Below are 23,884 nucleotides of genomic sequence, written 5' to 3'. Positions count from 1 at the left end.
GATTAATCCTCTAATTCTTCTTTCGCCAATTCCACGTCCAGCCGTTCCATCGCATCGCGCGGTTCGCAGCCGGCCGCAGCCTCGTACAGGGCGACGGCTTCGTCCATCTTCTTTTTGCCGTCGAGCATGACCAAGGCGTTAGCATACTCGATGCGGGCGATGGCCGAGTCGGGATTAAGTTCCAGCGACTGCTTGAAGTGCTTGTAGCCCTCTTCCTTCTTCACGCCATAGGTCAGGCCGCCGATCATGGCGCCCACCTTGTCGATGATCTCGCTGTGATAGGCGCCCAGCGCGATGTGCGCATCCGCATGTTTGGGGGCCAGCTTGAGGGTCATATCCAGGCTGTGCTTGACCTTGGCGCCCACGCCCTGGGCCAGCGCCTTGACCACGGAGATGCCCTGGGCGTAGCGGCCCAGCGCATAAGCATGCCAGTAGTAACCGGCCGCGTTGTCGGGCTGCTCCTGCTGCTGGCGCTCGCAGCGCTCGGCCACTTCCTCGAAGGTGGCGATCTTTTTCTTCTCGTTCTTTTCCAGATAGGTGGCGTACATGCAGGTGGCCTTGTGCGCCACGGAGTAACCATCCACACCGACATCCAGGCCCAGCTTGGTGGCGCGCTCGAAATCGCCCGCATGGAAGGCGATCCACGCCTCGACCAGGCGCGCGTCTTTCGGGAACGGTTCCGCATCGCCCACGTGCAGGCGGGGCCAGGCCTTCTTCAGGCTGGCCGCCGTGTACACATAAGCATCGTCGGGATGCGGGAATTTACTCCATGCCATAGTTTTCTCCGAGAGTTATTTCAATTGGTTATTTCAACTTTTTCAAATATTCTTCAGACAACTTCTGGAACAGCACGCTGGTTTCACCGCGCAGGTAAGGGCCGATCTGCGACAACACCTGGTAGCAGCCGCGCGCCAGCGCGTCCGCCATCGATTGCTGCTCCGTGTATTTACGGGGATTGCGCACGTATTCGTAGGACAGCCAATAAGTGGCCACCACCACCATATTGGTGGCCATGGCGTCGATGGCCACGTCGCTCGCCTCCATCGACTGTTCGCTGCGCAAGTCTTCGCACAGCTGCTTGGCCACCTTGATCTTGTGCGCCAGGATCTGCTTGAAATGCAGTTCCAGCTTGCGGTTGCGCGACAACAGGTCATTCAGGTCGCGGTAAAAGAACCGGTAACGCCAGATCAATTCAAACATCAGGTGCAGATACAGCCACACGTCCTCGATATTCGAGCGGCGGCCATCGGGCACCGTCAGAATGCGTTCGATTTCCGCCTCGAATTGCGCGAAGATCGAATTGACGATGTCGTCCTTGTTGCGGAAGTGGTAGTACAGATTTCCCGGCGAGATATTCATCTCCTCGGCTATCACGGTGGTCGTGATATTCGGTTCGCCAAATTCGTTAAATAAGCGCAGGGATAATTCCAGGATGCGTTCTCGGGTGCGGCGGGGAGCTTTTTGTAGCATAGCAGGCGATCTCTCTTTATTCTCCTGCAAGCATAACACCGAAGCTGCCAATTTAGAAACTGCCGTGCGTTGGATGGCCATGGACTACTTTTAAATACCGTTCAAGGTCGTTGAGTACATTGTCCAGCCGCGTGGTGGCCCTGCGCGCCGGTTTCTGGCTCACCAGGGTCAGGCTGGTGTCGCTCAGCACGGACAACTTGAGGCGCATGCCGTGACGCGCCAGGCGCGGCGCCAGTTGTTCGCGTTGTTCCCACAACATCATGCGGGTGTTCTGATAGGCTTGCTCGCACATCCTGCGCCGGTTGTTGTAGCTGAAAATGTTGGTGAAAAACAGCTCCGCGTCATCCTCGCTGGGCTGGAACAGCAGGATGTCGACATCCGGATGGCTGATCTGGTAACTGGCCAGGCCCGTCTCCAATCGCGAATGCAGGATCGAGCGCAGCGTCTGCGACAACACATCGAGCAAACCGCCATTGGCCAGCTTGCGCGCGCCCGCCTGGAAGCGCGCGTTGTACGGCACGATGGGATTCACGCACAGCAGCAGGTCCACGCCCTCTTCCAGCGCGATCGAGGCGTGCATGGTCTTGCGCAGCGCGCCGTCCACAAAATGGTGGCCATCCACCTCCACCGGCGGAAACAGGCCAGGCACGGCGGAACTGGCTTGCACGGCCACCGAGATCGGCGTGCTGTCCCAGCCCGGCGTGCCGAAACGGACGGCCTTGCCCGTGTCCAGGTCGGTGGCCACGATTACCAGCTTGCGGCGCAGCTTGCGGAAGTCGTTGCTGCGGCCAGCCTGGGAAAAGGTGGCGGCCAGGAAATCACCGATCGCGTCGCCCGAGAAGAAACCAGCCGGCAGCAATTCCTTCATGCGTTCGAACGACGAGGCCAGCGTACCGCGCCGGCTCACGTAATGGAACAGCGCACCCGCGAACAGACCAGGCGCGGCGCTCACGCGCTTGCCGAACTCCCGCAACGCCGGACGCAGCAGCGTTTCCGGTTTAAACAGGATGGCGCCATCGACGGCGTCCACATCGCTTTCAATAAACAACCTGCACATCTGGTGCGGCGTGACGCCATTGGCCAGGCCGGCGGCGATGATGCCGCCCGCGCTCACACCCACATAAATCTTGGCTTGGTTCAGGTCCAGCCCTTCGACCGCCTCTTCCAGCGCGGCCAGCGCGCCGATCTCGTACACGGCGGCCAGCGGTCCACCGCCAGCCAGCGCCAGACCAATACGGGGCTTGGGCGCCGCTGCGCGGGATGCCCGGCGCGATACGGTGGCGCCGGCGCGGCGGGCGGACTTGCTGGGTGGTGCGTCAATCTTGGGCATGGCAGTACTACATTTCTTCAGCTGTTACCGGCGATACGTGCTGGTGGCGTGTTTCTATGCCACAAGTGTGAGGACGATACTGGACAAAAAAAAGGCCTGCGCACCGCACAAGCCCGGATATTGCTACGTTCGCGTTCCCCTCAGACCCGGCCCGTGCACAGGCCGGGGTGAGGACCGAGGGGAATCGGCGCCGCGTCCGCTTGCTCAGGCTGCTGGCGTGTCCGTTGCCACCGCGTTCACTGCCACGACAGGCTTCTTGGCTTCGGCTGCCGCTTTCACGGAAGCGACGGTCGGGAAGCTGATGGCGGCCTTGGCGGCTGGCTTGGCCTTGGCGGCTGGCTTGGCTTTCGCGGCTGGCTTGGCTGCGGTCTTGGCGGCTGGTTTCGCGGCGGCTTTCACGGCAGGCTTGGCTGCTTTCGGCGCGGCTTTGGCGGCAGGCTTGGCGGCAGCTTTTGCGGCTGGCTTGGCGGCGGCTTTGGCGGCTGGCTTCTTGGCGGCGGCCGCTTTCGGCTCGGCCTTGGCGGCTGGCAGCTTCTTGCCGGTCAGCTGTTCAACGGCCTTGCTCAGCTGTTCCACGCGCTTGCTCAGGGTTTGCACATCTTTGTGGGTAGGCACGCCGATCGAGCTCAGGGCGCGGGCCACGCGCTCTTCGAACACTTGCTCCAGCTTGTCCCACGAACCGGCCGCTTGCTTGCCCATGCCATCGGCCAGGCCGCTGACGGTGTCACGCACGTCCGATACTTTTTCCTCGGCCAGGCTGCGGGTACGCTTTTGCAGCTCAGTGCCTTCCTTGACCAGCTTGGCGAACACACGGCCGCCTTCTTCCTGCGCCTTGGCGAAAGCGCCCAGGCCGGCTTGCCAGATTTGCTGAGCCGAATTGCGCACGGCGTTAGCCAGTTGTTTGTCGTCGTCTTTTGCCAGAGTCTTCAGTTTCTTTACCATGGTCTGCTCCTGTCTGTTTTTGATTGATTCGGATTTACATAATTTCATTTTAGACAGCAAAACTAGAGCGGTGATACTAATGCGGTAGAGCCGCCGTTCTAATGTGTCTCGCCCTTAAAACACGGCACTTGCCAATCATAAGCGGGCCTGTAATGATGCTGCAGCGGGTTACCAAAAACACAAAAGGAGAAGTCGAATGCAGTATTTTGTAACAGGGGCAACTGGATTCATCGGCAAACGGTTGGTAAAGAAGCTGCTGGCGCGCAAAGGCAGTGTCGTCTATTTCCTGATGCGGGAAAGCAGCCGTGACAAGCTGCCCGACCTGCTCGAATATTGGGGCACGACCAAGACCCGTGCCATCCCGGTATATGGTGATCTGCGCAAACCCAAGCTGGGCGTGTCCAAGGAAGAAATCAAGGATCTGGCGAAAAATATCGATCATTTCTACCATCTGGCGGCCATCTACGACATGGCGGCCGATCCAGAAGAAGAAATGGCCACCAACATCGGCGGCACCCGCAACACGGTCGAGTTCGCCAACGCGATCCAGGCCGGCACCTTCCACCATGTGAGCTCCATCGCGGCCGCCGGCATGTTCGAAGGCATCTTCCGCGAGGACATGTTCGACGAGGCTGAAGGACTGGACCATCCCTACTTCGCCTCCAAGCATGAGTCGGAAAAAATCGTGCGCGACGAATGCAAGACGCCATGGCGCGTGTACCGTCCCGGCATGGTGGTGGGCGATTCCAAGACGGGCGAGATGGACAAGATCGACGGCCCCTACTACTTCTTCAAACTGATCCAGCGCATCCGCCAGTTGCTGCCGCCGTGGATGCCCACCATCGGCCTCGAAGGCGGCCGCATCAACATCGTCCCGGTCGACTATGTGGTCAACGCGATGGACCACATCTCCCACCTGCCCAAGCTGGACGGCCGCGCCTTCCACCTGACCGACCCCGATCCCAAGCGTGTGGGCGAAGTGCTCAACACCTTCTGCCGCGCCGCGCACGCGCCCACCATGAGCCTGCGCATCAACGCGGCCCTGTTCGGCTTCATCCCGAGCTCGATCCGCAAGGGCGTGTTCGCGCTGACGCCGGTGCGCCGCCTGCGCGCCGCCATCATGAAGGACCTGGGCTTCCCGGACGATCTGATGCGCTTCATCAACTACCCTACCCGCTTCGACAACCGCGACGCGGCCGCCGCCCTGAAAGGCAGCGGCATCAGCTGCCCGCCGCTGGACAGCTACGCCGCGCCGATCTGGGATTACTGGGAACGCAACCTGGACCCGGCCCTGCAGATCGACCACACCTTGCGCGGCCAGGTGGCCGGCAAGGTGGTGCTGGTGACGGGCGGCTCATCCGGCATCGGCCTGGCCACCGCACACAAGCTGGCCGAGGCAGGCGCCATCACCATCATCTGCGGCCGCGACCTGGACAAGCTGGCCGAAGCCAAGGCGGAAGTGGAAGCGCGCGGCCATGCACTGATCACCTACCAGGCCGACGTGGCCGACATGGCCGATTGCGACCGCTTCGTGCAACTGCTGATCGAGAACCACGGCGGCGTGGATGTGCTGGTCAACAACGCTGGCCGTTCCATCCGGCGCGCCATCGAATCGAGCTACGACCGCTTCCACGATTTCGAACGCACCATGCAGCTCAACTACTTCGGCTGCCTGCGTTTGACCATGGGCCTGCTGCCATCGATGATCGCCAAGAAGAGCGGCCATATCATCAACATCTCCTCGATCGGCGTGCTGACCAACGCGCCCCGTTTCTCGGCCTATGTAGCTTCGAAGGCGGCGCTGGAAGCGTGGACCCGCTGCGCCTCGTCCGAACTGTCGGACGTGGGTATCAAGTTCACGACCATCAACATGCCGCTGGTACGCACGCCGATGATCGCGCCGACCAAGATCTACCAGAACGTGCCCACCCTGTCGCCGGACGAAGCGGCCGACATGATCGGCCAGGCCATCGTCTACAAGCCGGTGCGCATCGCCACCCGGGTCGGCATCTTCGGCCAGGTGCTGCACGCGCTGATGCCGCGCGTGGCGCAGATCGTGCTCAACACGACCTTCCGCATGTTCCCTGATTCCGACGCGGCCAAAGGCGGCGACGGCAAAAAGGCGCCGCAACTGTCGTCCGAACAGATCGCCATGCAACAACTGCTGCGCGGGGTGCACTTCTAAGTCGCGGCAGGGTTTAACAGAAACGCCGGCACCAGCGGTGGGCCGGCGTTTTTTATCGGCACGCAGTATTGATCAAGCCCGGGAACATGCGATATCCACCGTGCTATCGTCGCCACGTGAACAGCAAGCACCGTCAAACACTGACAGCTATATGGCGCTGGGCGGCGTACCTGAAATGCCTGCCAGCCACAAGCTCGCGCTGCCGCAATAGGCCAATGGTCTCACTCCCTTCCTGGGCTATCTGTGGCCCAGCGTTGTGCTGTCGAGCTTGATATCGAAGCCTTGCAGGCTGGCGTTCAGCATGGCGATGTTGGTCTTGTTGGCTACCAGCTCCTTGAGCCGCGCTTCAAACGCATCGAGATAGCGGGTGCAGGGGCTGTACTTGGAGAAGGCGTAGTAGTTCTTGTCATCCGCCAGGAAAGGACGTATCGCCACAATCTGCGCGCTGCGGCCATGGCGGGCCAGCCAGGCTTCGCCAGCGAACAGGCCGACCACGAAATAGTCGATGCGGCCCAGGCCCAGCTTGCGGAAGTTGCTGTCCGCCGTGCCGGATTCCTCCAGCCGCAAATGGGCGGCGGCAAACTCCGAAAATTCCTGGCCGAAGGTATTGCCCAGCGCGATGCCGCCCTTGTGGCTGGCCAGGTCCTGCCAGGTATTGAAGACGAAGGCGCGCTCGCGCGGAACAAATACCGCCACCGGATTGGGGAATGCCGGCGTGCGCACAAAATCCAGGTAGCGTTCGCGCTCCGGCTGGATTTTCAGGGTCGCCACCAGGTCGATCTTGCCGATCGCGGCATTGGCCAGCACCCGCTTCCACGGACCGACATAGCGCACTTCATACGGGATCTTCAGGTCGGCCAGGATATGCGTGGCGAGCTCGATACTGGGGCCGCGCAATTCCTTGCCGTCGTACCAGTGCAGCGGTGGATAGTCGGGATCAGCGGACACCACTACCTTGGGGCAATCCGCCTGGAGCTTGGCGGCCGTGGCCTGGGCCCAGCACGTCGCCAGTATCATCAGTAAACCACGAATCCGCATCCGTCATGCTCCAGGGAGGTTGCAATTATCATAGACTTGTTTTCATGGACGCCTCTTGTATTAGAACTCAAGGGTGGAATCCAGCTATGCGCACCGTTCATTTTATCGCCGATACTGAAAACAGACATGGCGACACCAGGTCGGGGCTGGCCGGAACTCAGGCGGTGCCTTGGAACACCGCGGATCAGGCAGTTTTCTTTCTTGTGATCCCAGGCGGGATGATTATTCCGAGATCATGGGCAAGGTCAGCACGACCTCCTGCTTGCCGTGCTTGACTTCGACCATATAGCTTTCGCGATTCAAGTCGCCCTTGTCGTTGTATTCGACGTCCATCAGGATGCCGGGCTGCTGGGCCACCTTGAGTTTCAAGCCGTGCAGCGCCGCCGCCACCGCCTTGCGGTCCAGCTTACCCACTTTCTCGATCGCCGCCTTGAACACGAAGACGCCGGAATAGCCCTTCATGCAGTTATGGTCGGGCATGTATTTGTATTCCTTCTCGAACCTGGCGCGGAACGCCTGCACGCCGGGATTGGGCGCACCGACCGTCAGGCCGACATGCGCCACGGCGCCATTGGCCGCTTCTCCAGCCTGGTCAACCACCTTCTGGCCGATCAGCGTGGTTTCACCGATGACCGGCTTGCTCCAGCCCTGCTTGCGCAATTCGCGCAGCGCACGCGCCGATTCGTCGTCGTTGACGTAGACGAACACGCCGTCCGCATTGCTTTGCTTGACCTTGAGCACGGCGGCGGAGAAATCGCCCTGGCCGGGTTCGATAGCGATATCGGCCACCACATTGGTCTTGGCCGGGTTGAGCGCCTTCAGCAAGACCTCATGGCCGCCCCGGCCGAAATCGTTGTTGACGTAGAGGACGGCCAGGTTCTTGATGCCGGCGATGCGGCTGATGTAACGCGCCACCTTGGGGATGGCGGCGGCCTGGGTGAAGCTGGTGCGGAAGATGTAGGGATTGCCCTGCTGCGTGATGTTGGCCGCCTCGCCGCCGGTGAAGTTGGGGATTTCCGCGCGCCGCGTCTCCCCCATGCTGGCCAGGATGGAGCCGGAAAACACCGGGCCGAAGACGGTGAACACATCCTGGTCGATGGCTTTCAGCGTCAGGCTCCTGGCCATGGCCGGGCTGGACTGGCTGTCCATGGAGGCCGATAGTATCGGCCGGCCCAGCACGCCGCCGGCGGCGTTGATTTCCTTGATCGCCAGGTCCATGCCGTTCTTGAAATTGGTGCCGGCCGTGGCGCCGGAGCCGCTCAGCTCGACGATGGTGGCGATCTTGATGGGCTCGGCGGCCAGCGCGGCGCCGGCCAGGCATAGACCGAAGGCAAACAGGCTGCGGCGGATAAGCGTGGGGGTCAAATGGTCTCTCCTTGGTTAGCGCGACATGCCGATGGGAATCGCTTGATTGATTCTAGGTCAGCGAACTTCGAAAGAGAGTGTGATGCGAGCCGCTTGCGCGCTGATCGGACAAATACCGCGATAGGCGCGCACTAATTTTCTATTGATTAATTTTCCGTTGTTTTATCGGCGTCTACGCCGTACCGTATTGAACGAGACGTCGACTGCCGTGATGACGTGAACACGCCGCTGGGAAGCGGCGTGTCGTGAGTTGGAGGGGGCGAACTGCGCCGCGCAACTCCAAGGCAGGAAACCGTCAATGCGGTTGGATGGCGGCGGCCGCCGAGCAGCCGCCTCTTCTCGCCTTACAAGCTGGCGCGCAACTCCACCCCGATCCGGCGCGGTTCGGAGACGGTCGCGAATGGCGTGCCCATGATGCCGGCCGAGGTGTTGTCGATCCGGTGCACATAGCGCTTGTCGAACACGTTGTTGACGAACAGCGCCACACCCCAGTTGCCGCTGTCGGCCTCCCAGCCCAGCCGCAAATCGCTGCGCTGGCGCGCCGCACCCACCGTGAACGCGGGCGTGCGCAGACAGGCGCCTTGCAGCGCGTCCGCGTTGCAGCGCGTGGCACCCGTGTAGGCATGCTGCGCGCTCACGTTGACCGTGCCGCCGAACGCGTTACGCCACGTGTAATCGATGCCGCCCGCCGCCGACCACAAGGGCGCGCCCACCGGCTGGTCGCTCAGGTCCACGCCATCGCCCGTGACGAAATGCTGGTACTTCTGGTTGATGTACTCGGACGAGAAAGTGAGCCGCAGATCACGCGTGGCCTGCCAGCGCGCTTCCGCGTCGAGCCCGGTGGCCACCTGGTTGCTGCTGCTGACCTGGTAGCTGGGGATGGCCGAACCCGTGTTGCCGATCAGGCTGAGTGACTGCAGGTTGGAAAACTTGTAGTGGAACAGTGACGCGTTGACCAGCAAGTGCTGCTCGCGGAAATAGCTCTTGAACCCCGCCTCGTAATTCCAGATCGTCTCCGGCTCGTACTTGCCCGCCACGGCCAGCGCGTTGTAGCCGCCGGCCTGATAGCCCTTGGTGACGGCGCCGTACACCATCACGGCCGGCGTCAGCTTGTAGTCCAGCACCACGCGTGGACTCACGTCGGTCCACCCCTTGTGGGCAGTGAATGCCCCATCGGCGGCGGCCGGATTGTTGAACTCGATGTTCTGCGTCAGCGCGCCCATCACTTGCTGCAACTGATCCGGCGTCAGCGCGCCCGCCTGCACCAGGCCGGGGAAGAAGCCTTGCGCGTTCAGGGCCGCCAGCGTGGCGTCCAGCCCCGGCGCGCTGCGGTTCGGGCTGTACCACGAGAAGCGCTTGTCGTCGTGCGTCAGGCGCACACCGGCCGTCAGGTTGGTTTTCGGCGCCACGTGCCAGATGGTGTCGGCGAACAGCGCGTAAGCCTTGGACTGGCTGCGGTTGCTCATGCTCTCCTGCCAGCTGTTGCCGAAGAATTTGGCCGGGATGCCGAATTGCTGCGCCGCGCCGTCCAGCAGCGTGTAGACAGGCATGCCGGCCAGGTTGCCGAACACGGTGTCCAGCGTGTCCGTGTTCATGCCGATCTGGCTGGTCTGGTGCGCGTTCTCGTAATAGAAGCTGGCGCCCCCCACCCAGTCCACCAGCGCCGTCTTGCCGGACAGTTTGAACTCCTGCTGCCAGCTGCCGTTGCTCTCGTAGTTGATGGTGTCGAGGTGGGTGTTGACGCGGTTGGTGCCGTCACTGTCCTCCAGATTGCGCGACTTGAAGTGGCGGTAGGCCGTGGTGGAATTAAAGGTACCCCAGCCGAACGGACGCTCGACGCGCAAGGTCACGCCATCGAAATCGCGCGCCTCGGCGTTGCCGATGGCGTCGTTGTAGACGGGCGCCGTGCGCGGGTCCAGATACGCTTGCGGATTGACCGGCACCGTGGGCACGCCCGGCGCGGCCGGCAAGGCCACCAGGCCGATGGCGGGACGCGCCTTCTGATCCAGCTTCTCATGTTCCCACGACAGCAGCACCTTGGTCTGCTCCGGCGCATTCCAGCGCAGCGTGGCGCGCGTGCCCCAGTCGCTGTTGCCGTTCAGGCGTTCGCCCGTGCCCGCGTCACGCAGCCAGCCCTTGCTGTACTGGTCCACCACCGTCACGCGCAACGCCATCGTATCGTTCAGCGGCACGTTCAGCAGGCCGTCCATGTAGGCCAGACCGTGGTTGCCCGCGCGCAGATGCACCTCGCCCGCGCGCTCCTGCGACGGTTCGCGCGTGATGACGGAAATGGCGCCGCCCGCGCTGTTGCGGCCGAACAGTGTGCCCTGCGGCCCTTTCAACACCTCGACGCGCTGGGTGTCGTTGAAGTTCATCAGCGCGCCGCCCGTCTTGCCCGTGTAGACGCCATCCACATACACGCCGACCGGCGAATCGGTGCCGATGCCGAAGTCGCTGGTGCCGATGCCGCGCATCGCGTACTTGGGCTGGGTGGGCTGTTCCGCGTCCACGGCCAGGCCGGGAATGTAGCCGTTCATGCCCGACAGGTTGGGCGCGGCCAGTTTGCCGATCTGATCGGCGCTAATCAGCTGCATGGCGATCGGCACGGCCTGCGCGGCCTGGGTGCGGCTTTGCGCCGTGATGGTGACGATGCCGATGGCGGCGTCCTCGCCTTGTGCCCCCTGAGCGGAGGGAGCGCCCGGTTGCGCGCCGCCCGCTTCGGCCGCCATGGCCGGATCGAGCAAGGCGCCTGCCGCGAATGCGCCGCCCAGCAGCGCGCGCCAGATGGCCAGCGCCAGTGGACGCGCCCGCGCAGCGGACGATGGGGAACGGGCGGCTGCCCAAGGATTGCGATTCTGCATACTGGTCTCCGTTGGTATCGTTGTTGTCGTTGTTGTTGTCGTTGTTATCTTTGCTGGCATCGCCGCTCTTGATCGATGGCGGCGGTTGAATACCTGGCTGTCAAATGCCCGTGGTTGAAACGATCCCTTGCGCTACAGCCCCGCGCTCAGCACCGGCCAGCGGGCCGCCACCTTGTCGCCGCGCAGGGCCAGCAAGTCGCCGAACTGCAGCAGCACCGCTTCGCTCTGGAGCGGACGCAGGAACACGAAATCGTCCACCTCCAGCGGCACTTTGGCCGAACCGTTCAAGCCCTGCTGGTTCGAGCTGACGTAGGCGAAATGGGGATGCAGTCCCGGTGGCGCCTCCGGCTCGGCCAGCCAGTTGCCGCTGTAGATGAAATAGGTCTGCGCCATATTCGGATTCCACCCTTCCAGCAGCGGCGCGGTCCACTCCAGCGACGGCAGCCGGGTATGCGCCAGCCGCTTGAGCACGGGCGTGGCGATGTAGGCCGCCGGTTCGAATTGAGCCAGTATCGGCAAGTCGTAATGACTGGGTTTCATCAAACAGGTGCCGGCCGAAATGTCGTTCAACAGCGCGTCGCCTTCGTAGCGGCGGAAGGTGGGGCTACCCGCGCCGTTCAGGCAAAGGGGCTTGGCCGCCATGGCCGGTTGCGTGGCCTTGAGCACATCGAGGGCAGCCTGGTAGCGCGCCCGCACCTTGGGGAATTCGCGCTCGGCCAGAAAATCCGGTAAGCCCATCAGGTGTGCGTCGTATCCCATGAAGCCGGCGAACTCCAGGTGCTGCGGATCGGCCGCGATGGTGGCCAATGCCTGGGCCAGCGCGGCGTGATCATCGAAGCCGCCCCGGTGCAGGCCCACGTCCAGCTCGAAATTGATGCGCATCTTCACACCCAGTTCGCGCGCCAGGCGCTGATATTGGGCCAGCCGCGCGTTGGTGTCGATCAGCCATTGCAACTGGCGCTCGGGCTTGAAGGCGCCTTGCAAGTCGGCGTAGAAATGGCGCACCGCATCCACCGGCATCGGCTTGCCCAGCAGGATATCGGCATCCGGCCGCAGCACCGTCATCGCGCTCAGGAAGGGACGGTGGAACACCATGAAGGCATTGGTGCCGGCGGCCTTGGCCACGTAGTCGATCAGCCCCGGACTGGGCAGCGACTTGACGACGATGCGGTAGGTCTTGGCCGGCGCCACGGCGGCCGACTGGCGCACACGGGCGATGTTGCGGTCCAGCCTATCCAGGTCGACCACCAGCACCGGACGGTCGATGCGCTGCGCGCGCAGCGTGCGGTTCATGGCGGCGAAATAGGCCGGGTATGGCCCGCCTTCATCATGCGGCCGGGCGATGGCGGTGGCGGCCACGGCGGCGGCGCCACCGGCCGCCAGGAAGGTACGGCGTGTGACCATCTCAGGCTCCGAAGATATGTTTCAGGTGCGGGTTCAACATGCGGCCTTGCGGATCGAGGCTGCGCCGCACCGTGTGGAAGTCCTGCCAGTGGCGCGGATAGAGCGCCGCCAGCCGCGCCGCATCGAGCGTGTGGATCTTGCCCCAGTGGGGCCGGCCGCCGTACTTCCAGAAGATCGGTTCGATCTCGGCGAAATAGGCGCGGTGGTCGGTGTCGCCATACTGGTGCACCGAGATCGAGCAGCCATCGCGGCCTTCGAACATGGAGAGCCAGATATCGTCCCCCTTCACGTAACGGTATTCGAGCGGGAACGCGATCGGCAAACGCCGCTCGCGGATGGTGCGCAGGATCTCGCGCACACAGTCCGGTCCCGCCTCGGCCGGCACCGTGTACTCCATCTCCCGGAAACGCACCACGCGCACATGCGGGAACACGTCGTAGGACTGCCCCACCCGCACCTGTGTGCCCTCGCCCGCCATGAAGGTGGTGAGCAGCTTGTCGTAGGCCGCCTCGCCCATGCCCGGCATCCAGCCCACGGCCTGCCACAGCGTACGCAGCGACTTGACGGCTTGCGGATCGTCCTCGCCGGCCGGGGTGTCGTGCGGGCCCGCCTCGTCGGTGGCGATGGTCACGCACAGCGAGGAATGGGGCAGCGGCATGAATTCGAAATTGCGGTGCATGGCGCAGCGCTTGGCGATCTCGGCCAGCACGTCCTCGGTGGTTTCGATTTTCGTCGTCTCGACCAGCCGGAACGGCGCCACATTCTGCAAGGTCATGCGCGAGATGATGCCCAGCGCGCCGACCGAAGTGCGGGCCGCATGGAACACTTCCGCGTTGCGCTCGGCCGAACAGTCGATCAACTGGCCGGACGGCGTGGCCAGCGTGAGCGCCGTCACGCACGAGGACATGGAACCGAAGCGTTGCCCCGTGCCGTGCACGGAGTTGACGATGGCGCCGCCCATGGCCGGGTAATCCATGTCCGGCATATTGGGCACCGACTGGCCCACGCCGTGCAGCATGGCGCCCAGCGCATGCATGCGGGTGCCGGCGCGGATTTCCGCGCGCAGCGTGGCCGGGTCATGCGCCACCAGGCCGCTCAGCAGGTCGGTGGCGACCAGCGTGCCATCCGTCGGCACCACGGCGCTGAAGGAATGGCTGGCACCCACGGCGCGCACCACGCCCTTGGCACGCACCAGCACATTGACCAGTTCCGCCTCGCTGGCCGGGGCCGCGCGCCAGGCTGGCGTGCAGCTTTGGTTGCCGGACCAGTTCATCCACGGCAGGGCTTTGCCGGGCACGAATTCAACGGGACTTTGCGGCACGGCGTCGCTGCGCCCGCAGCCAGTCAGCAAGCCCGTCGCCGCCACACCCGCGCCGGCGGCCGCCTGCAGGAAGGTGCGGCGCTTCATTTGGGCGCTCCCGACGCGTTCCCAGCACTGGCCGCGGCCGGTGGCGCCAGCTTGGCCATGAAACGGATCAGCGCGCGGAAATCCGCCTCGGTGCAGGCGCTGCAATAACCGAGCGGCGGCATGCCGCCCGTGCCCTGCACCACGTTGACCAGCATGGCCGGCTCGCCCTTGGCCGTGTACTTTTTCCAGGCCTCCGCGTCGCCCGCTTGCGGTGCGCCCACGCCCGCGCGCGCATGGCATTGCAGGCAGTTAGCGGCCAGCAGCTGGGACTGGCGCGCGTTCAGCTCCGCCGCGCCGGCCTGGCCCAGCAGCGCAGGCAGCGTGGCCAGCAGCGCCGCCAGGCAGGCCAGCGACTTGGTTGACTTTTGATTCCGCATCCATGCTCCGGTATTGAACAACACAAAAATTGGACAGTCGTCCAATATTTACATTGTTTAAAACCAGTGTCAACCGATGTGTTGTCAAATCAGCTCAGGAAAAAATCAGACGGGTGCGGCGGGCGGCATGGTGTCGCGCGCCAGCAGCAGGCCCAACAGCAGGCGGAACAGCGACAGTTTGATGTCGGCCACGGGACTCACCACGCCGGTGGAGACCTGGGTGAATTCCAGCTGGCGTATGGTGGCCAGCAGCACGGCGCTATCCACTTCCGGCGCCCGACTGTCCAACCGGGCGAACACGCGGGCGGCCAGTTGCACCAGGCCCTTGCTGTGCTGGTCGACCTTGTGGCGCAAGGTGGGCGACAGATTCCACGCGAACAGGAAGCTGCACTCCACGGCCAGGTCGGTACGGTGCTCGCGCACGCCGGCATGGATGTAGGCCGCCAGCGTATCGGACATGGTGTCGGCGATGGCCGTCAACACGGCCGGCGTCAGCTGGGTGGGCAACTGCCCCATCTGCTGGTCGACCCGGGCCACCAGTTCCGTGCGGCGCAATTCCGTGTGGGCGTGATAGGCATCGAACGCCGCCTCCAGCAAATCCTCCAGCGAACCGAAGTGATAGCTGGTGAGCGACAGCCGCACATCGGCCTTGGCCGCGATGGCGCGGTGGCTCACGCCGGACAGGCCATGGGCCGCGATGATCTCCAGCGTGGCGCGCAGGATCTGCTCGCGCGTGCGCCCGCCCCGGTCGGACGCGCGAGCGGATCCTGCGCGCGCCACCCGCGCACGCGCCGGCGCCGTGGGCGCCGCAGGTACGGGCACGGCTGGCTGAGAGGCGGTGGCGGCTTTGGTCATGGTAGTCAGTTCGGATGCGATGCTGCGGCGGAGTCAGGCTCGCCAGTATAAATGCCCCGGCGGGGTCAGCGCCAACAATCCTGCACGAGTCCATGTATGATTGTTGGCATTACCTTCAACTTGTCATTTCATGCAAAACTATCTCGCCGCCAGCAAGTACATCGATTTTGACCATCCGGAAGTGGCCGCCAAGGCCGCCGCGCTCGCCGAGGGCGCGGCCACGCCGCTGGACGTGGCGCAGCGCTGCTTCGAATTCGTGCGCGACGAGATCCGCCATAGTTCCGATTACAAACTCAACCCCGTCACGTGCAAGGCGTCCGACGTGCTGCGCCATGCGACCGGCTATTGCTACGCCAAGAGCCACCTGCTGGCCGCCCTGCTGCGCGCCAACGGCATCCCGGCCGGGCTGTGCTACCAGCGCCTGACGGTGGGCACGGACGGCGGGCCTTATTGCCTGCACGGTTTGAACGCCATCCACCTGCCGCAGTTCGGCTGGTACCGCGTGGACGCGCGCGGCAACAAGCCCGGCGTCACCGCCCGGTTTTCGCCGCCCACCGAGGTGCTGGCCTTCGCCGTGCGCCCGCCCATGGAGCGCGATTTACCGGAAATCTGGGTGGAACCGCTGCCCGTCGTCATCCACGCGCTGGAAACCTACCCCACCTACGACCAGGTGCTGGCCAACCTGCCGGACGTGGCACTGCTCGGCTGAACGGGCAAGCTTGCCGCCATGCAAGCCCTGTCCAGGACAGGATTTCGGTCGGGCACACCCCATGCTTGCCCGACCGTTGCGTTGTCCGCTATTGCAGTGCAATTAAACTTGCACCAACAAATGTAATTCTGCAATACTTATCCTCCTGGCAGCGTCCGCCCGGCATCCCCGCACGACCCTCCCTAACCTGAAGAAACACACCTCCCCATGACTATCTCCAAGCGTCTTATCCTGACTCTGTCGGTGGCCCTGCTGGCCCTGATCTTCGTAGGCGCCAATGGGCTGTGGCAACTGTCCGCCGCACAGCAGCGCCTCGACATGGTCCAGGCCCGCCTGATCCCCAGCATCGAAGGCTTGAACAACGCCAAGGGCGCGCTGGCCGACAGCCGCCTGGCCGGCTACCGCCTGTCCGTGTTCTCCAACCTGGACGACAAATCGGCGCTCGACAAGACCTACAACGATGCCCACGCCAAGTTCGACGAGGTGATCGCCACCTACGAAAAAGAGCACCTGTACGACGACGCCGACCGCAAGCTGCTGGAGGCCGACAAGGCCAATATGGCGGCCTACCGCCAGGCGCTGGTACCGTTCCTGGCGGCCTCGCACGCGGGCGACATGGACGGCGTGCGCGCCACGCTGCTGGCCGGCACGCCGCTGGCGCTGTCGGCGGCCGGCGTCAAGAAAGGGCTGGACGAACACATCGCCTTCAACAAGAAACTGATCGAGGAAGTGCGCAACAGCAGCGACGCGGCCTACACCAGCGCCGTGCGCCTGCTGATCACGGTGACGGCGGCCGGCCTGCTGGTGACGGCCGTGCTGGCCCTGCAGTTGTACCGCATCATCAACGCCAGCCTCGGTAATATCCGCGGTACGCTGGAACAGGTCAGCCAGTCGCTCGACCTGACCCACCAGGTGCGGATCGAACGGATGGACGAAATCGGCCACACGGCGCACGCGTTCAACGGTTTGCTGCGCCAGATCGCCGGCGTGGTGGGCACGGCCCGCAGCTCGGCCGACGCGGTGCAACTGGCGTCGCAGCAGATCGCCGAAGGCACGGCCGACCTGGCCTCACGCACGGCCCAGCAAGCGGCCGCGCTGGAAGAAACGGCGTCCTGCATGGACCAGTTGCGTTCCACCGTCAGCCAGAACGCCGACAACGCGCGCCAGGCCAACCAGCTGGCCCAATCGGCCTCGCAAGTGGCGGCCGATGGCGGCGGCGTGGTGGAACAGGTGATCGTCACCATGGGCTCGATCAATGAATCGTCGCGCAAGATCGTCGACATCATCAGCGTGATCGACGGCATCGCCTTCCAGACCAACATCCTGGCCCTGAACGCGGCCGTGGAAGCGGCCCGCGCCGGCGAACAGGGCCGCGGTTTCGCCGTGGTGGCGGGCGAAGTGCGCAGCCTGGCCCAGCGCTCGGCGGCGGCGGCCAAGGAAATCAAGGTGCTGATCGACGATTCGGTGGAAAAAGTGGACAGCGGCACCCGCCTGGTGGAACAGGCCGGCACCACCATGGGCCAGGTGGTGACGAGCGTGCAGCAAGTGTCGGACATCGTGGCCGAAATCAGCTCGGCCACGGCGGAGCAGAATTCCGGCATCGCCCAAGTGCATGAGGCGGTGGCGCAGATGGATCAGGGCACGCAGCAGAACGCGGCGCTGGTGGAACAGACGGCGGCCGCCTCGCAGAACATGCAGGACCAGGCCAGCGACCTGGCGCAAGCGGTGAGCGCGTTCACCATCGACATGGCGCGCCAGGCATCGGCCGCACCGCGCCGCGCGGCACCGGCCGCGCCGGCAGCATCCGCACTGGTGCCGGCACCCAAGCCTGCGCCGGCCGCGCGCCAGCCCGCCAAGGCCGCCGCCGCCAGCGAGTGGGAAGAGTTCTGATCTCGAGACATGTTGGAAAGATTGACAACACCCTAAGCAGTTGTTAGCCTTTCCGACATGAAGGCGACGCTGATCTCGCGAACCCGTATCGTCATCGCCACTGATCGGTTCGCGGAGATGGTGCTGTGGCGCCTGCCTGTAGCCATGCAAGGTTCGGCCTATCACTTCAAATACCGGCTGGCCTTTGTTGTTCGCGGAAAATGCGTATTACGATACGATAACGAATCCGGCAAAGGCGACCATCGGCACTGGCGTGGTAAGCAATACGACTATGCGTTCAGCACCCCGGAACAGCTGGTCGCCGACTTTCAGCACGATATAGCGAGGTGGAATGATGAAGACCGTCGTTCTTGATGTGCGCGCCAGGCCCGACGCCATGGCCGACTTCACCACCGCATGGAATACGGGCAAGCCGCAACGCGGCACCCGCATCAGTTTCGCCGCGCCGGAACTGTTGTGGCAAGTATTGACCGCCAGGCGCTGGCAATTGCTGAAGATTCTGTGCGGCGCCGGGGAGGTTTCAATTCGAGAAGCGGCGCGCCGTGCCGAACGCGACGTCAAGGCCGTTCATGGCGACGTTACCGCCCTGCTGCATGCCGGCGTGCTCGAACATGGACCGGGCGGCGGCATCATCTTCCCCTATGACGCCGTGAAAGTGGAATTCCTGCTGCAAGCCGCATAACCCCTCCCCGGCACTGCCGGCCAGACGAGCACACGGCAGCGGCGCCGCTCAGCCGCTGAGCACGGCACTGGGGCCGTGCAGCTGGGCGTGCAGGCGGAAGCCTTCGCGGATGTTCTCGCGCAGCACGGCCCCCTTCCACGGCTTGGTGTAGAAGCGGTCGATGGCGCCATGGTTGATGGCGGCCATGATGGGCGTCAGGTCCGCATAGGCCGACAGCATGATGCGGAAGGTGTCCGGCGCCAGGTTCTTGACCCGCTCCATGAATTCCGTCCCGCTCATGAGCGGCATGCACTGGTCGCACAGGATCACTTGCACCCGGTGCCGCGCCAGCACGTCGAAGCCCTCGGCCGCCGTTTGCGCCGTCAGGATGCGGTAGCCATCCTGGGCCAGGAAGTCGGTCAGCACGTCCAGCATGAACGCGTCGTCGTCCACGATGAGCAAGGTCTGCTGCTCGAGCACCGTCTCGTCGACTGGCGCCTGCAGGGATTTTCCTTCGCTGAGCATTTGTTCGAACTCCTCTTCCGGCAACGGGCGGCTGAAATAATAGCCCTGCATTTCGTCACATCCATGACGCCGCAGATAGGCCAGTTGCGCATCCTTTTCCACGCCTTCGGCGATCACTTCCAGCTTCATGCTGTGCGCCATGTTGATGATGGCCAGCACGATGGCCGCGTCGTCCGGATTGCTGGTCACTTCGCGCACGAAAGCGATGTCGATCTTCAGCTTGTCGATCGGGAAGCGCTTCAGGTAAGCCAGGCTGGAATAACCGGTGCCGAAATCGTCGATCGAAATCTGGATCCCCAGCGCCTTCAGGTTCTGCAGCACGGTAATGGTGTCTTCCGCGTTCGACATCAGCGAACTTTCCGTCAGCTCCAGCTCCAGCAACTCCGGCGCGATGTCGTTTTCCTTGATCGCCTTCATCACCTCTTCCTCCAGCCCGCCGACGAAGAACTGGATGCCCGACACGTTGACGGACAAATGCACCGGGCCGATATTGCTGCGGCTCCATTGGGCGATCTTGCGGCACGCCTCGTTGAGCACCCAGGTGCCGACCCGCACGATCAAGCCTGTCTCCTCCAGGATGGGGATGAACAGGGCCGGCGACACCATGCCGTGGCCGGGACGCTGCCAGCGGATCAGTGCCTCGGCGCCGCTGATGCGGCCGGAACCGATATCCACCTTGGGCTGGAAGAACAGCACGAATTCGTCGTTCTCGATGGCGCGCCGCAGCGCGTTCTCCAGGTCCAGCCGCGCCAGCGATTGCGCGTTCATCTCGGCCGTGAAGAAGCGGAACGCGTCGCGCCCGGCTTCCTTGGCGCGATACATGGCCGTGTCGGCGTACTGGATCAGCGTGTCGGCGTCGGTGCCGTCGTCGGGGAACACGGAGATGCCGATACTGGCCGTCACCGTCACTTCATGCCCCTTCAAATCGAACGGACGGCGCATCGCTTCGCGGATCTTGTCGACCACGGCGATGGCGTTCTGCGCGCCCTCCGGCAGCATCAGGATGGCCGCGAACTCGTCGCCGCCGAAGCGCCCGATGGTATCGCGCACCCGCAGGCAATCGACCAGCCGGTTGGAGAACTGGCGCAGCAGTTCGTCGCCGATGGTATGGCCCAGGGTGTCGTTGACGTTCTTGAAGCGGTCCACGTCCAGGAACAGCACGGCCAGCGCCCATTTGTGCTCGCCGGCCTGGTGCAGCGAATGGGTCAGCGAATCGTAGAACTGGCTGCGGTTGGGCAGGCCGGTCAAGGTGTCGAAATGGGCCAGCTTGAGCAGGCGCTGTTCGGCCTCCTTGCGTTCCGTGATGTCGCGCGCCACGGCCACCAGGATCCAGCTCTGGCCCGAACGCAGCGTGCGGCGCTGCACTTCCACCGACAGCGGCGTGCCGTCATGGCGCGTGAGCAGCAGTTCCGTCATGGCGCCGCTCTGGTCGCCGGCCAGCAGCTTGTCATACAAGTCCTCCAGCCGGCTCAGGTCGCCGGACGGCTTCTTGTCCGGCCCCACCTCCAGGAAGTCCTCGCGCTTGTAGCCGAGCATGCGGCACGCCGTCACGTTCACGTCCACGAAGCACATGCCGGCCCGGTCCACCAGGAAGATGGCGTCGGCCGTGGCGTCCATGGCCAGCCGGAAGCGGCGCAAGTCCTCGTCGAGCCGGATGCGGGCGTTCATGTCCAGCGTGAGCTGGGCGTGGTGGCGCTTGATCTGATCGTACAGCAGCAGGTTTTCGTAGGCCACGGCGATCTGCGCCGCCACCGTGGCGGCCACCCGTTCATCGACTTCGGAAAATTCATCGGCGCCCAGCTTGTCGACCAGATACAGCCAGCCGTGGGTGCGTTCGCGCGAGGCGATCGGCACGCCCAGGAACGAGTGCACGGGCGGATGGCCGGCCGGCAGCCCGATGCGGCCGGGATCGCCGTCGACGTCGTTGATGCGGACCGGCAGGCGCTGTTCCAGCAGCCCGCGCAGCACACCCGCGCGCGGCGCGCCGGCCACCACCCGCACTTGCTGGCCGGTGCCGCAGGCGGCGAAAAAACTGAGCTCGGCAGCACCGTTGTCGAGTACGCCGATGCAAGCGTACTTGGACACGCAAATATTCTGCGCCACCCGGCAGCCGATCTCCACCAGCGCCTGCGGATCGCGTTCGGCGCCCAGTTCGATGCCCAGTTCGATCAGGGCCGTCAGGCGCAAGCTGACCGCCTGCAAGCTCGATAGTGAACTCGACAAGCGCGCCGTCATCAGCGACAGATGTTCCGGCGCCGGCTCGTCGCCGTCGCCGGCGTTGGCCAGTTGCGTGATCTGCTGGCTGCTCGCCTCCAGCACATCGAGGTACTCGGCCACCTTGTGGTCGATGCCGTGGAAGCGGCCTTCGGACGGCGGTTCCGGCGCGAACGAGGGCATGGTTTCCACTTCCATCGACAGGCCCAGCGCCTCGTGCACGGTGCGCAGGATCACGTCGGGATCGGACGGCTTGGGCAGCACCCAGCGCACGCCGCAGGACTGGGCCACGGCCATCGCCTCGCGCTCGCGGTAGGTGGCCGTGTAGAAGATGATGGGCACGTCGGCCGTGGCCGGGTCGGCGTGCATGCGGGTGACGAACTCGTAGCCATCCATATTGGGCATCAGGATGTCGGAGATCACCAGGTCGGGACGCTCGGCATGCACCATCTTCAAGCCTTCGGCGCCGTTGGACGCCTCCAGCAGCCGGTGGCCGCCATAGCCGAGCAGCGTCATCAGGAACTCGCGGTTCAGCACGTGGTCATCCACGATCAGGATGGTGGCAACCTCGCTTTTACCGGGGGCCGACGCCCCCGGCAAAAAAGACTCGAGCTGGGTCACGAAGGTATCGGGCTCGATCGGTTTGCCGATATAGCCGTCAAAGCCGGCCGCCAGCAGCTTTTCCCGGTCGCCCACCATGGCCAGCGCCGTCACGGCCAGGGTCGGGATGGCGCGCAGGGCCGGGTCGCCCTTGAGCGCGGCCACCACGCCATAGCCATCGAGCTTGGGCAAGTGCACGTCGCAGATGATCAGGTCGGGCAATTCCTGTCGGGCCGCCGCCACGCCCGCCTCGCCATCGCTGGCCGTGAGCGGGGTATAGCCGAAGGCGCGCAACAGATACACCATCAGCTCCATGTTGGTGGGATTGTCTTCAATGATAAGGATGCGTGCCGACACGTTAGCGCTCCAGGTTGATCCACTTGCCCAGCGGGGCAGCCACACCCCGCCTCATCGTTGCACCGCCTTCAATCGAGCGGCAACACCAGCGTGAAGGTACTGCCCACGCCGTACTGACTTTCAAATTCAATATGCCCATGCAGCAGGCCGGCCAGCTTCTGGCTCAGGTGCAGGCCCAGCCCCGTGCCCTCCTGCGGCCGCGTGTTGCTGGCGTCGAGCTGGGCGAAGGCCTGGAACAGCCGGCCCTGCTGCTCCGGCGCGATGCCCGGCCCCGTGTCGCGCACGCTGACCCGGGCGCAGGCCGCGCCATCGCGCGTGACCACGTCCAGCCGCACCGCCACCTCCCCCTGCACCGTGAATTTGATCGCGTTGTTAATCAGGTTCATCAAAATCTGCTGCAACGCACGCCGGTCCGTCATCAAGGCCACGTCGTGCGGTTCACTGTCGAAGCTCAGCGCCAGCTCCTTTTGCAGGGCCGGCTGGCGGAACAACTGCAGCACTTCCTCGATCAGCGGCCGGCCTTGCAGCGGCAGGAAATTGAGCTCCACCTTGCCGGACTCGATCTTGGTCAAATCCAGCAGATCGTTAATCAGCGACAGCAAGTGACGGGCGCTGCCCTGGATGGTGTGCAACTGGCGTTCCTGCTCGCTGTTGATGGGGCCAGGCAACTTCATCAACATAGTACCCGTAAATCCGATGATCGCGTTGAGCGGGGTGCGCAATTCATGGGACATGCCGGCCAAAAAACGGTCCTTGGCCGCGTTGGCGTTGGCCAGCTCAATATTTTTTTCATGCAAAGTGTGTTCGATATGACGGCGCTCACTACTGTCGCGGATGGCGCTCATGATCAGCATGCCCTCGCCCGTCTCGATCGGGCTCAGGCTGATCTCGACCGGAAACTCCTTGCCATCCTTGCGCAAGCCGTACAAGTCGCGGCCCGAGCCCATGGGGCGTACCTGGGGCTGGGTGAAGTAATCGCTGCGGTGCCCCACGTGGCTGCCGCGAAAGCGGGCCGGCATCAATTGCTCCAGCAAGGTGCCGCGCAATTCGCCGCGGCCGTAGCCAAACAGGGTTTCGGCCTGGCGGTTGGCCAGCACCACGCGGCCGCTGGCGTTGGCCATGATGATGGCGTCCGGCATGGATTCCAGCAAGCCGCCGAAACGCGCCTCGACCAGTTTGGCGTCGCGCGTCACCTTGAGCTGGGTGACGTCTTTTTTGCTCCACAAAATGTACTGGACAGCGCCCGCCTGGTGCTGAATCACCTTGCTGGAACTGTCGATGTAGACCAGCGTGCCATCCTTGGCCCGGCGCACGGTTTCATAGGTAGCCGCGCCAGTGTCCAGGGTCTGCCGCATCACGGCCGTTTCCTCGCTGACGCGGTCGGCCGGCACGATCAGCTCGTGCAGCAGGTGGCCGAGGGCCTCCTCGGCGCTGTAGCCGAACACGGCCTGCGCACCTGGTGTCCAGCACAGCACCTCTCCCGCGGGCGAGGTCAGGATCACCGCGTCTGGCGTTTCGTTGAGGATCAAGGTACCGAAGTCTGTTGCCATCGTCGCGCCTTGGAGGGAAGGAAGTCGCGGCTCGCGAGCCATGCGGCCTGCAACCCAGCGTGCCGCGCTGCTTAGGATTAACCATACAGCAACGCACAAGCGAAAATCTCACAGAAAATCACGCACCAGCCGTAAAAACTGAG

The 23,884-nt window shown here is 63.9% G+C and carries 18 protein-coding genes; 5 read left to right on the top strand and 13 right to left on the bottom strand.

All coding sequences use genetic code 11. The annotated features are described in order from the left end of the window. Nucleotides 1-2: 2 nt before the first annotated feature. From H3H39_RS06945 to H3H39_RS06930, 4 genes are all read right to left on the bottom strand, one after another. Entirely contained in the window at nt 3-776 is a 774-nt protein-coding gene (locus H3H39_RS06945; RefSeq protein WP_182152651.1) for a tetratricopeptide repeat protein, read from the bottom strand. Nucleotides 777-804: 28 nt separating this feature from the next. Next, nucleotides 805-1,470, bottom strand: a complete 666-nt coding sequence (locus tag H3H39_RS06940; protein WP_182152650.1) for a TetR/AcrR family transcriptional regulator — start codon at nt 1,468-1,470, stop codon at nt 805-807. Nucleotides 1,471-1,522: 52 nt separating this feature from the next. Further along, complete coding sequence (locus H3H39_RS06935; RefSeq protein ID WP_182152649.1) at nt 1,523-2,800, bottom strand: patatin-like phospholipase family protein; 1,278 nt, start codon at nt 2,798-2,800, stop codon at nt 1,523-1,525. Nucleotides 2,801-3,004: 204 nt separating this feature from the next. After that, complete coding sequence (locus H3H39_RS06930; RefSeq protein WP_182152648.1) at nt 3,005-3,742, bottom strand: phasin family protein; 738 nt, start codon at nt 3,740-3,742, stop codon at nt 3,005-3,007. Nucleotides 3,743-3,938: 196 nt separating this feature from the next. Between H3H39_RS06930 and H3H39_RS06925 the strand changes: the two genes are divergently transcribed. Next, the gene (locus H3H39_RS06925; protein ID WP_182152647.1) at nt 3,939-5,927 is read left to right on the top strand and encodes an SDR family oxidoreductase; all 1,989 of its coding nucleotides are present in this window, start codon (nt 3,939-3,941) and stop codon (nt 5,925-5,927) included. A 237-nt stretch (nt 5,928-6,164) separates the two neighbouring features. Here the strand turns inward: H3H39_RS06925 and H3H39_RS06920 are convergent, their stop codons facing one another. The 7 genes from H3H39_RS06920 to H3H39_RS06890 form a co-directional block, all read right to left on the bottom strand. Further along, nucleotides 6,165-6,944: a substrate-binding periplasmic protein gene (locus H3H39_RS06920; RefSeq protein WP_182152646.1), complete on the bottom strand. Its 780-nt coding sequence runs from the start codon at nt 6,942-6,944 to the stop codon at nt 6,165-6,167. Nucleotides 6,945-7,187: 243 nt separating this feature from the next. After that, entirely contained in the window at nt 7,188-8,330 is a 1,143-nt protein-coding gene (locus H3H39_RS06915; RefSeq protein ID WP_182152645.1) for an ABC transporter substrate-binding protein, read from the bottom strand. A gap of 344 nt (nt 8,331-8,674) precedes the next feature. Further along, nucleotides 8,675-11,191 carry a TonB-dependent receptor gene (locus H3H39_RS06910; protein WP_182152644.1) on the bottom strand — a complete coding sequence of 839 codons (2,517 nt, stop codon included), beginning with the start codon at nt 11,189-11,191 and terminating at the stop codon, nt 8,675-8,677. A 132-nt stretch (nt 11,192-11,323) separates the two neighbouring features. Next, complete coding sequence (locus H3H39_RS06905; RefSeq protein ID WP_182152643.1) at nt 11,324-12,595, bottom strand: alanine racemase; 1,272 nt, start codon at nt 12,593-12,595, stop codon at nt 11,324-11,326. 1 nt (nt 12,596) lies between these two features. After that, on the bottom strand, nt 12,597-14,003 hold the full coding sequence (locus H3H39_RS06900) for a D-arabinono-1,4-lactone oxidase (RefSeq protein ID WP_182152642.1): 1,407 nt from the start codon (nt 14,001-14,003) through the stop codon (nt 12,597-12,599). Further along, entirely contained in the window at nt 14,000-14,380 is a 381-nt protein-coding gene (locus H3H39_RS06895; protein ID WP_182152641.1) for a c-type cytochrome, read from the bottom strand. Before H3H39_RS06895 ends, H3H39_RS06900 begins: the two co-directional genes overlap by 4 nt. Nucleotides 14,381-14,485: 105 nt before the next feature. After that, a complete protein-coding gene (locus H3H39_RS06890; protein WP_182152640.1) occupies nt 14,486-15,235 on the bottom strand; it encodes a TetR/AcrR family transcriptional regulator in 750 nt (249 codons plus the stop codon). A 130-nt stretch (nt 15,236-15,365) separates the two neighbouring features. On the opposite strand from H3H39_RS06890, the gene H3H39_RS06885 reads away from it, so the two are divergent. From H3H39_RS06885 to H3H39_RS06870, 4 genes are all read left to right on the top strand, one after another. Next, complete coding sequence (locus H3H39_RS06885; RefSeq protein WP_182152639.1) at nt 15,366-15,944, top strand: transglutaminase-like domain-containing protein; 579 nt, start codon at nt 15,366-15,368, stop codon at nt 15,942-15,944. A gap of 207 nt (nt 15,945-16,151) precedes the next feature. Next, nucleotides 16,152-17,834, top strand: a complete 1,683-nt coding sequence (locus H3H39_RS06880; RefSeq protein ID WP_182152638.1) for a methyl-accepting chemotaxis protein — start codon at nt 16,152-16,154, stop codon at nt 17,832-17,834. Nucleotides 17,835-17,891: 57 nt separating this feature from the next. Beyond that, nucleotides 17,892-18,188, top strand: a complete 297-nt coding sequence (locus H3H39_RS06875) for a toxin-antitoxin system TumE family protein (RefSeq protein ID WP_182152637.1) — start codon at nt 17,892-17,894, stop codon at nt 18,186-18,188. Continuing rightward, nucleotides 18,166-18,516: an HVO_A0114 family putative DNA-binding protein gene (locus tag H3H39_RS06870; protein ID WP_229217915.1), complete on the top strand. Its 351-nt coding sequence runs from the start codon at nt 18,166-18,168 to the stop codon at nt 18,514-18,516. The genes H3H39_RS06875 and H3H39_RS06870 overlap by 23 nt, the downstream gene beginning before the upstream one ends. Nucleotides 18,517-18,564: 48 nt before the next feature. On the opposite strand, the gene H3H39_RS06865 is transcribed toward H3H39_RS06870, so the two are convergent. Both H3H39_RS06865 and H3H39_RS06860 read right to left on the bottom strand, forming a co-directional pair. Beyond that, entirely contained in the window at nt 18,565-22,191 is a 3,627-nt protein-coding gene (locus tag H3H39_RS06865; RefSeq protein ID WP_182152636.1) for an EAL domain-containing protein, read from the bottom strand. 68 nt (nt 22,192-22,259) lie between these two features. Beyond that, a complete protein-coding gene (locus H3H39_RS06860; RefSeq protein WP_182152635.1) occupies nt 22,260-23,741 on the bottom strand; it encodes a PAS domain-containing sensor histidine kinase in 1,482 nt (493 codons plus the stop codon). Nucleotides 23,742-23,884: the final 143 nt, after the last annotated feature.

Source organism: Rugamonas apoptosis (genome assembly GCF_014042355.1).
GTDB lineage: Bacteria > Pseudomonadota > Gammaproteobacteria > Burkholderiales > Burkholderiaceae_D > Rugamonas > Rugamonas apoptosis.
The sequence above is the reverse complement of the archived record's forward strand: the minus strand, read 5'-3'. Positions and strand labels throughout refer to the sequence as shown.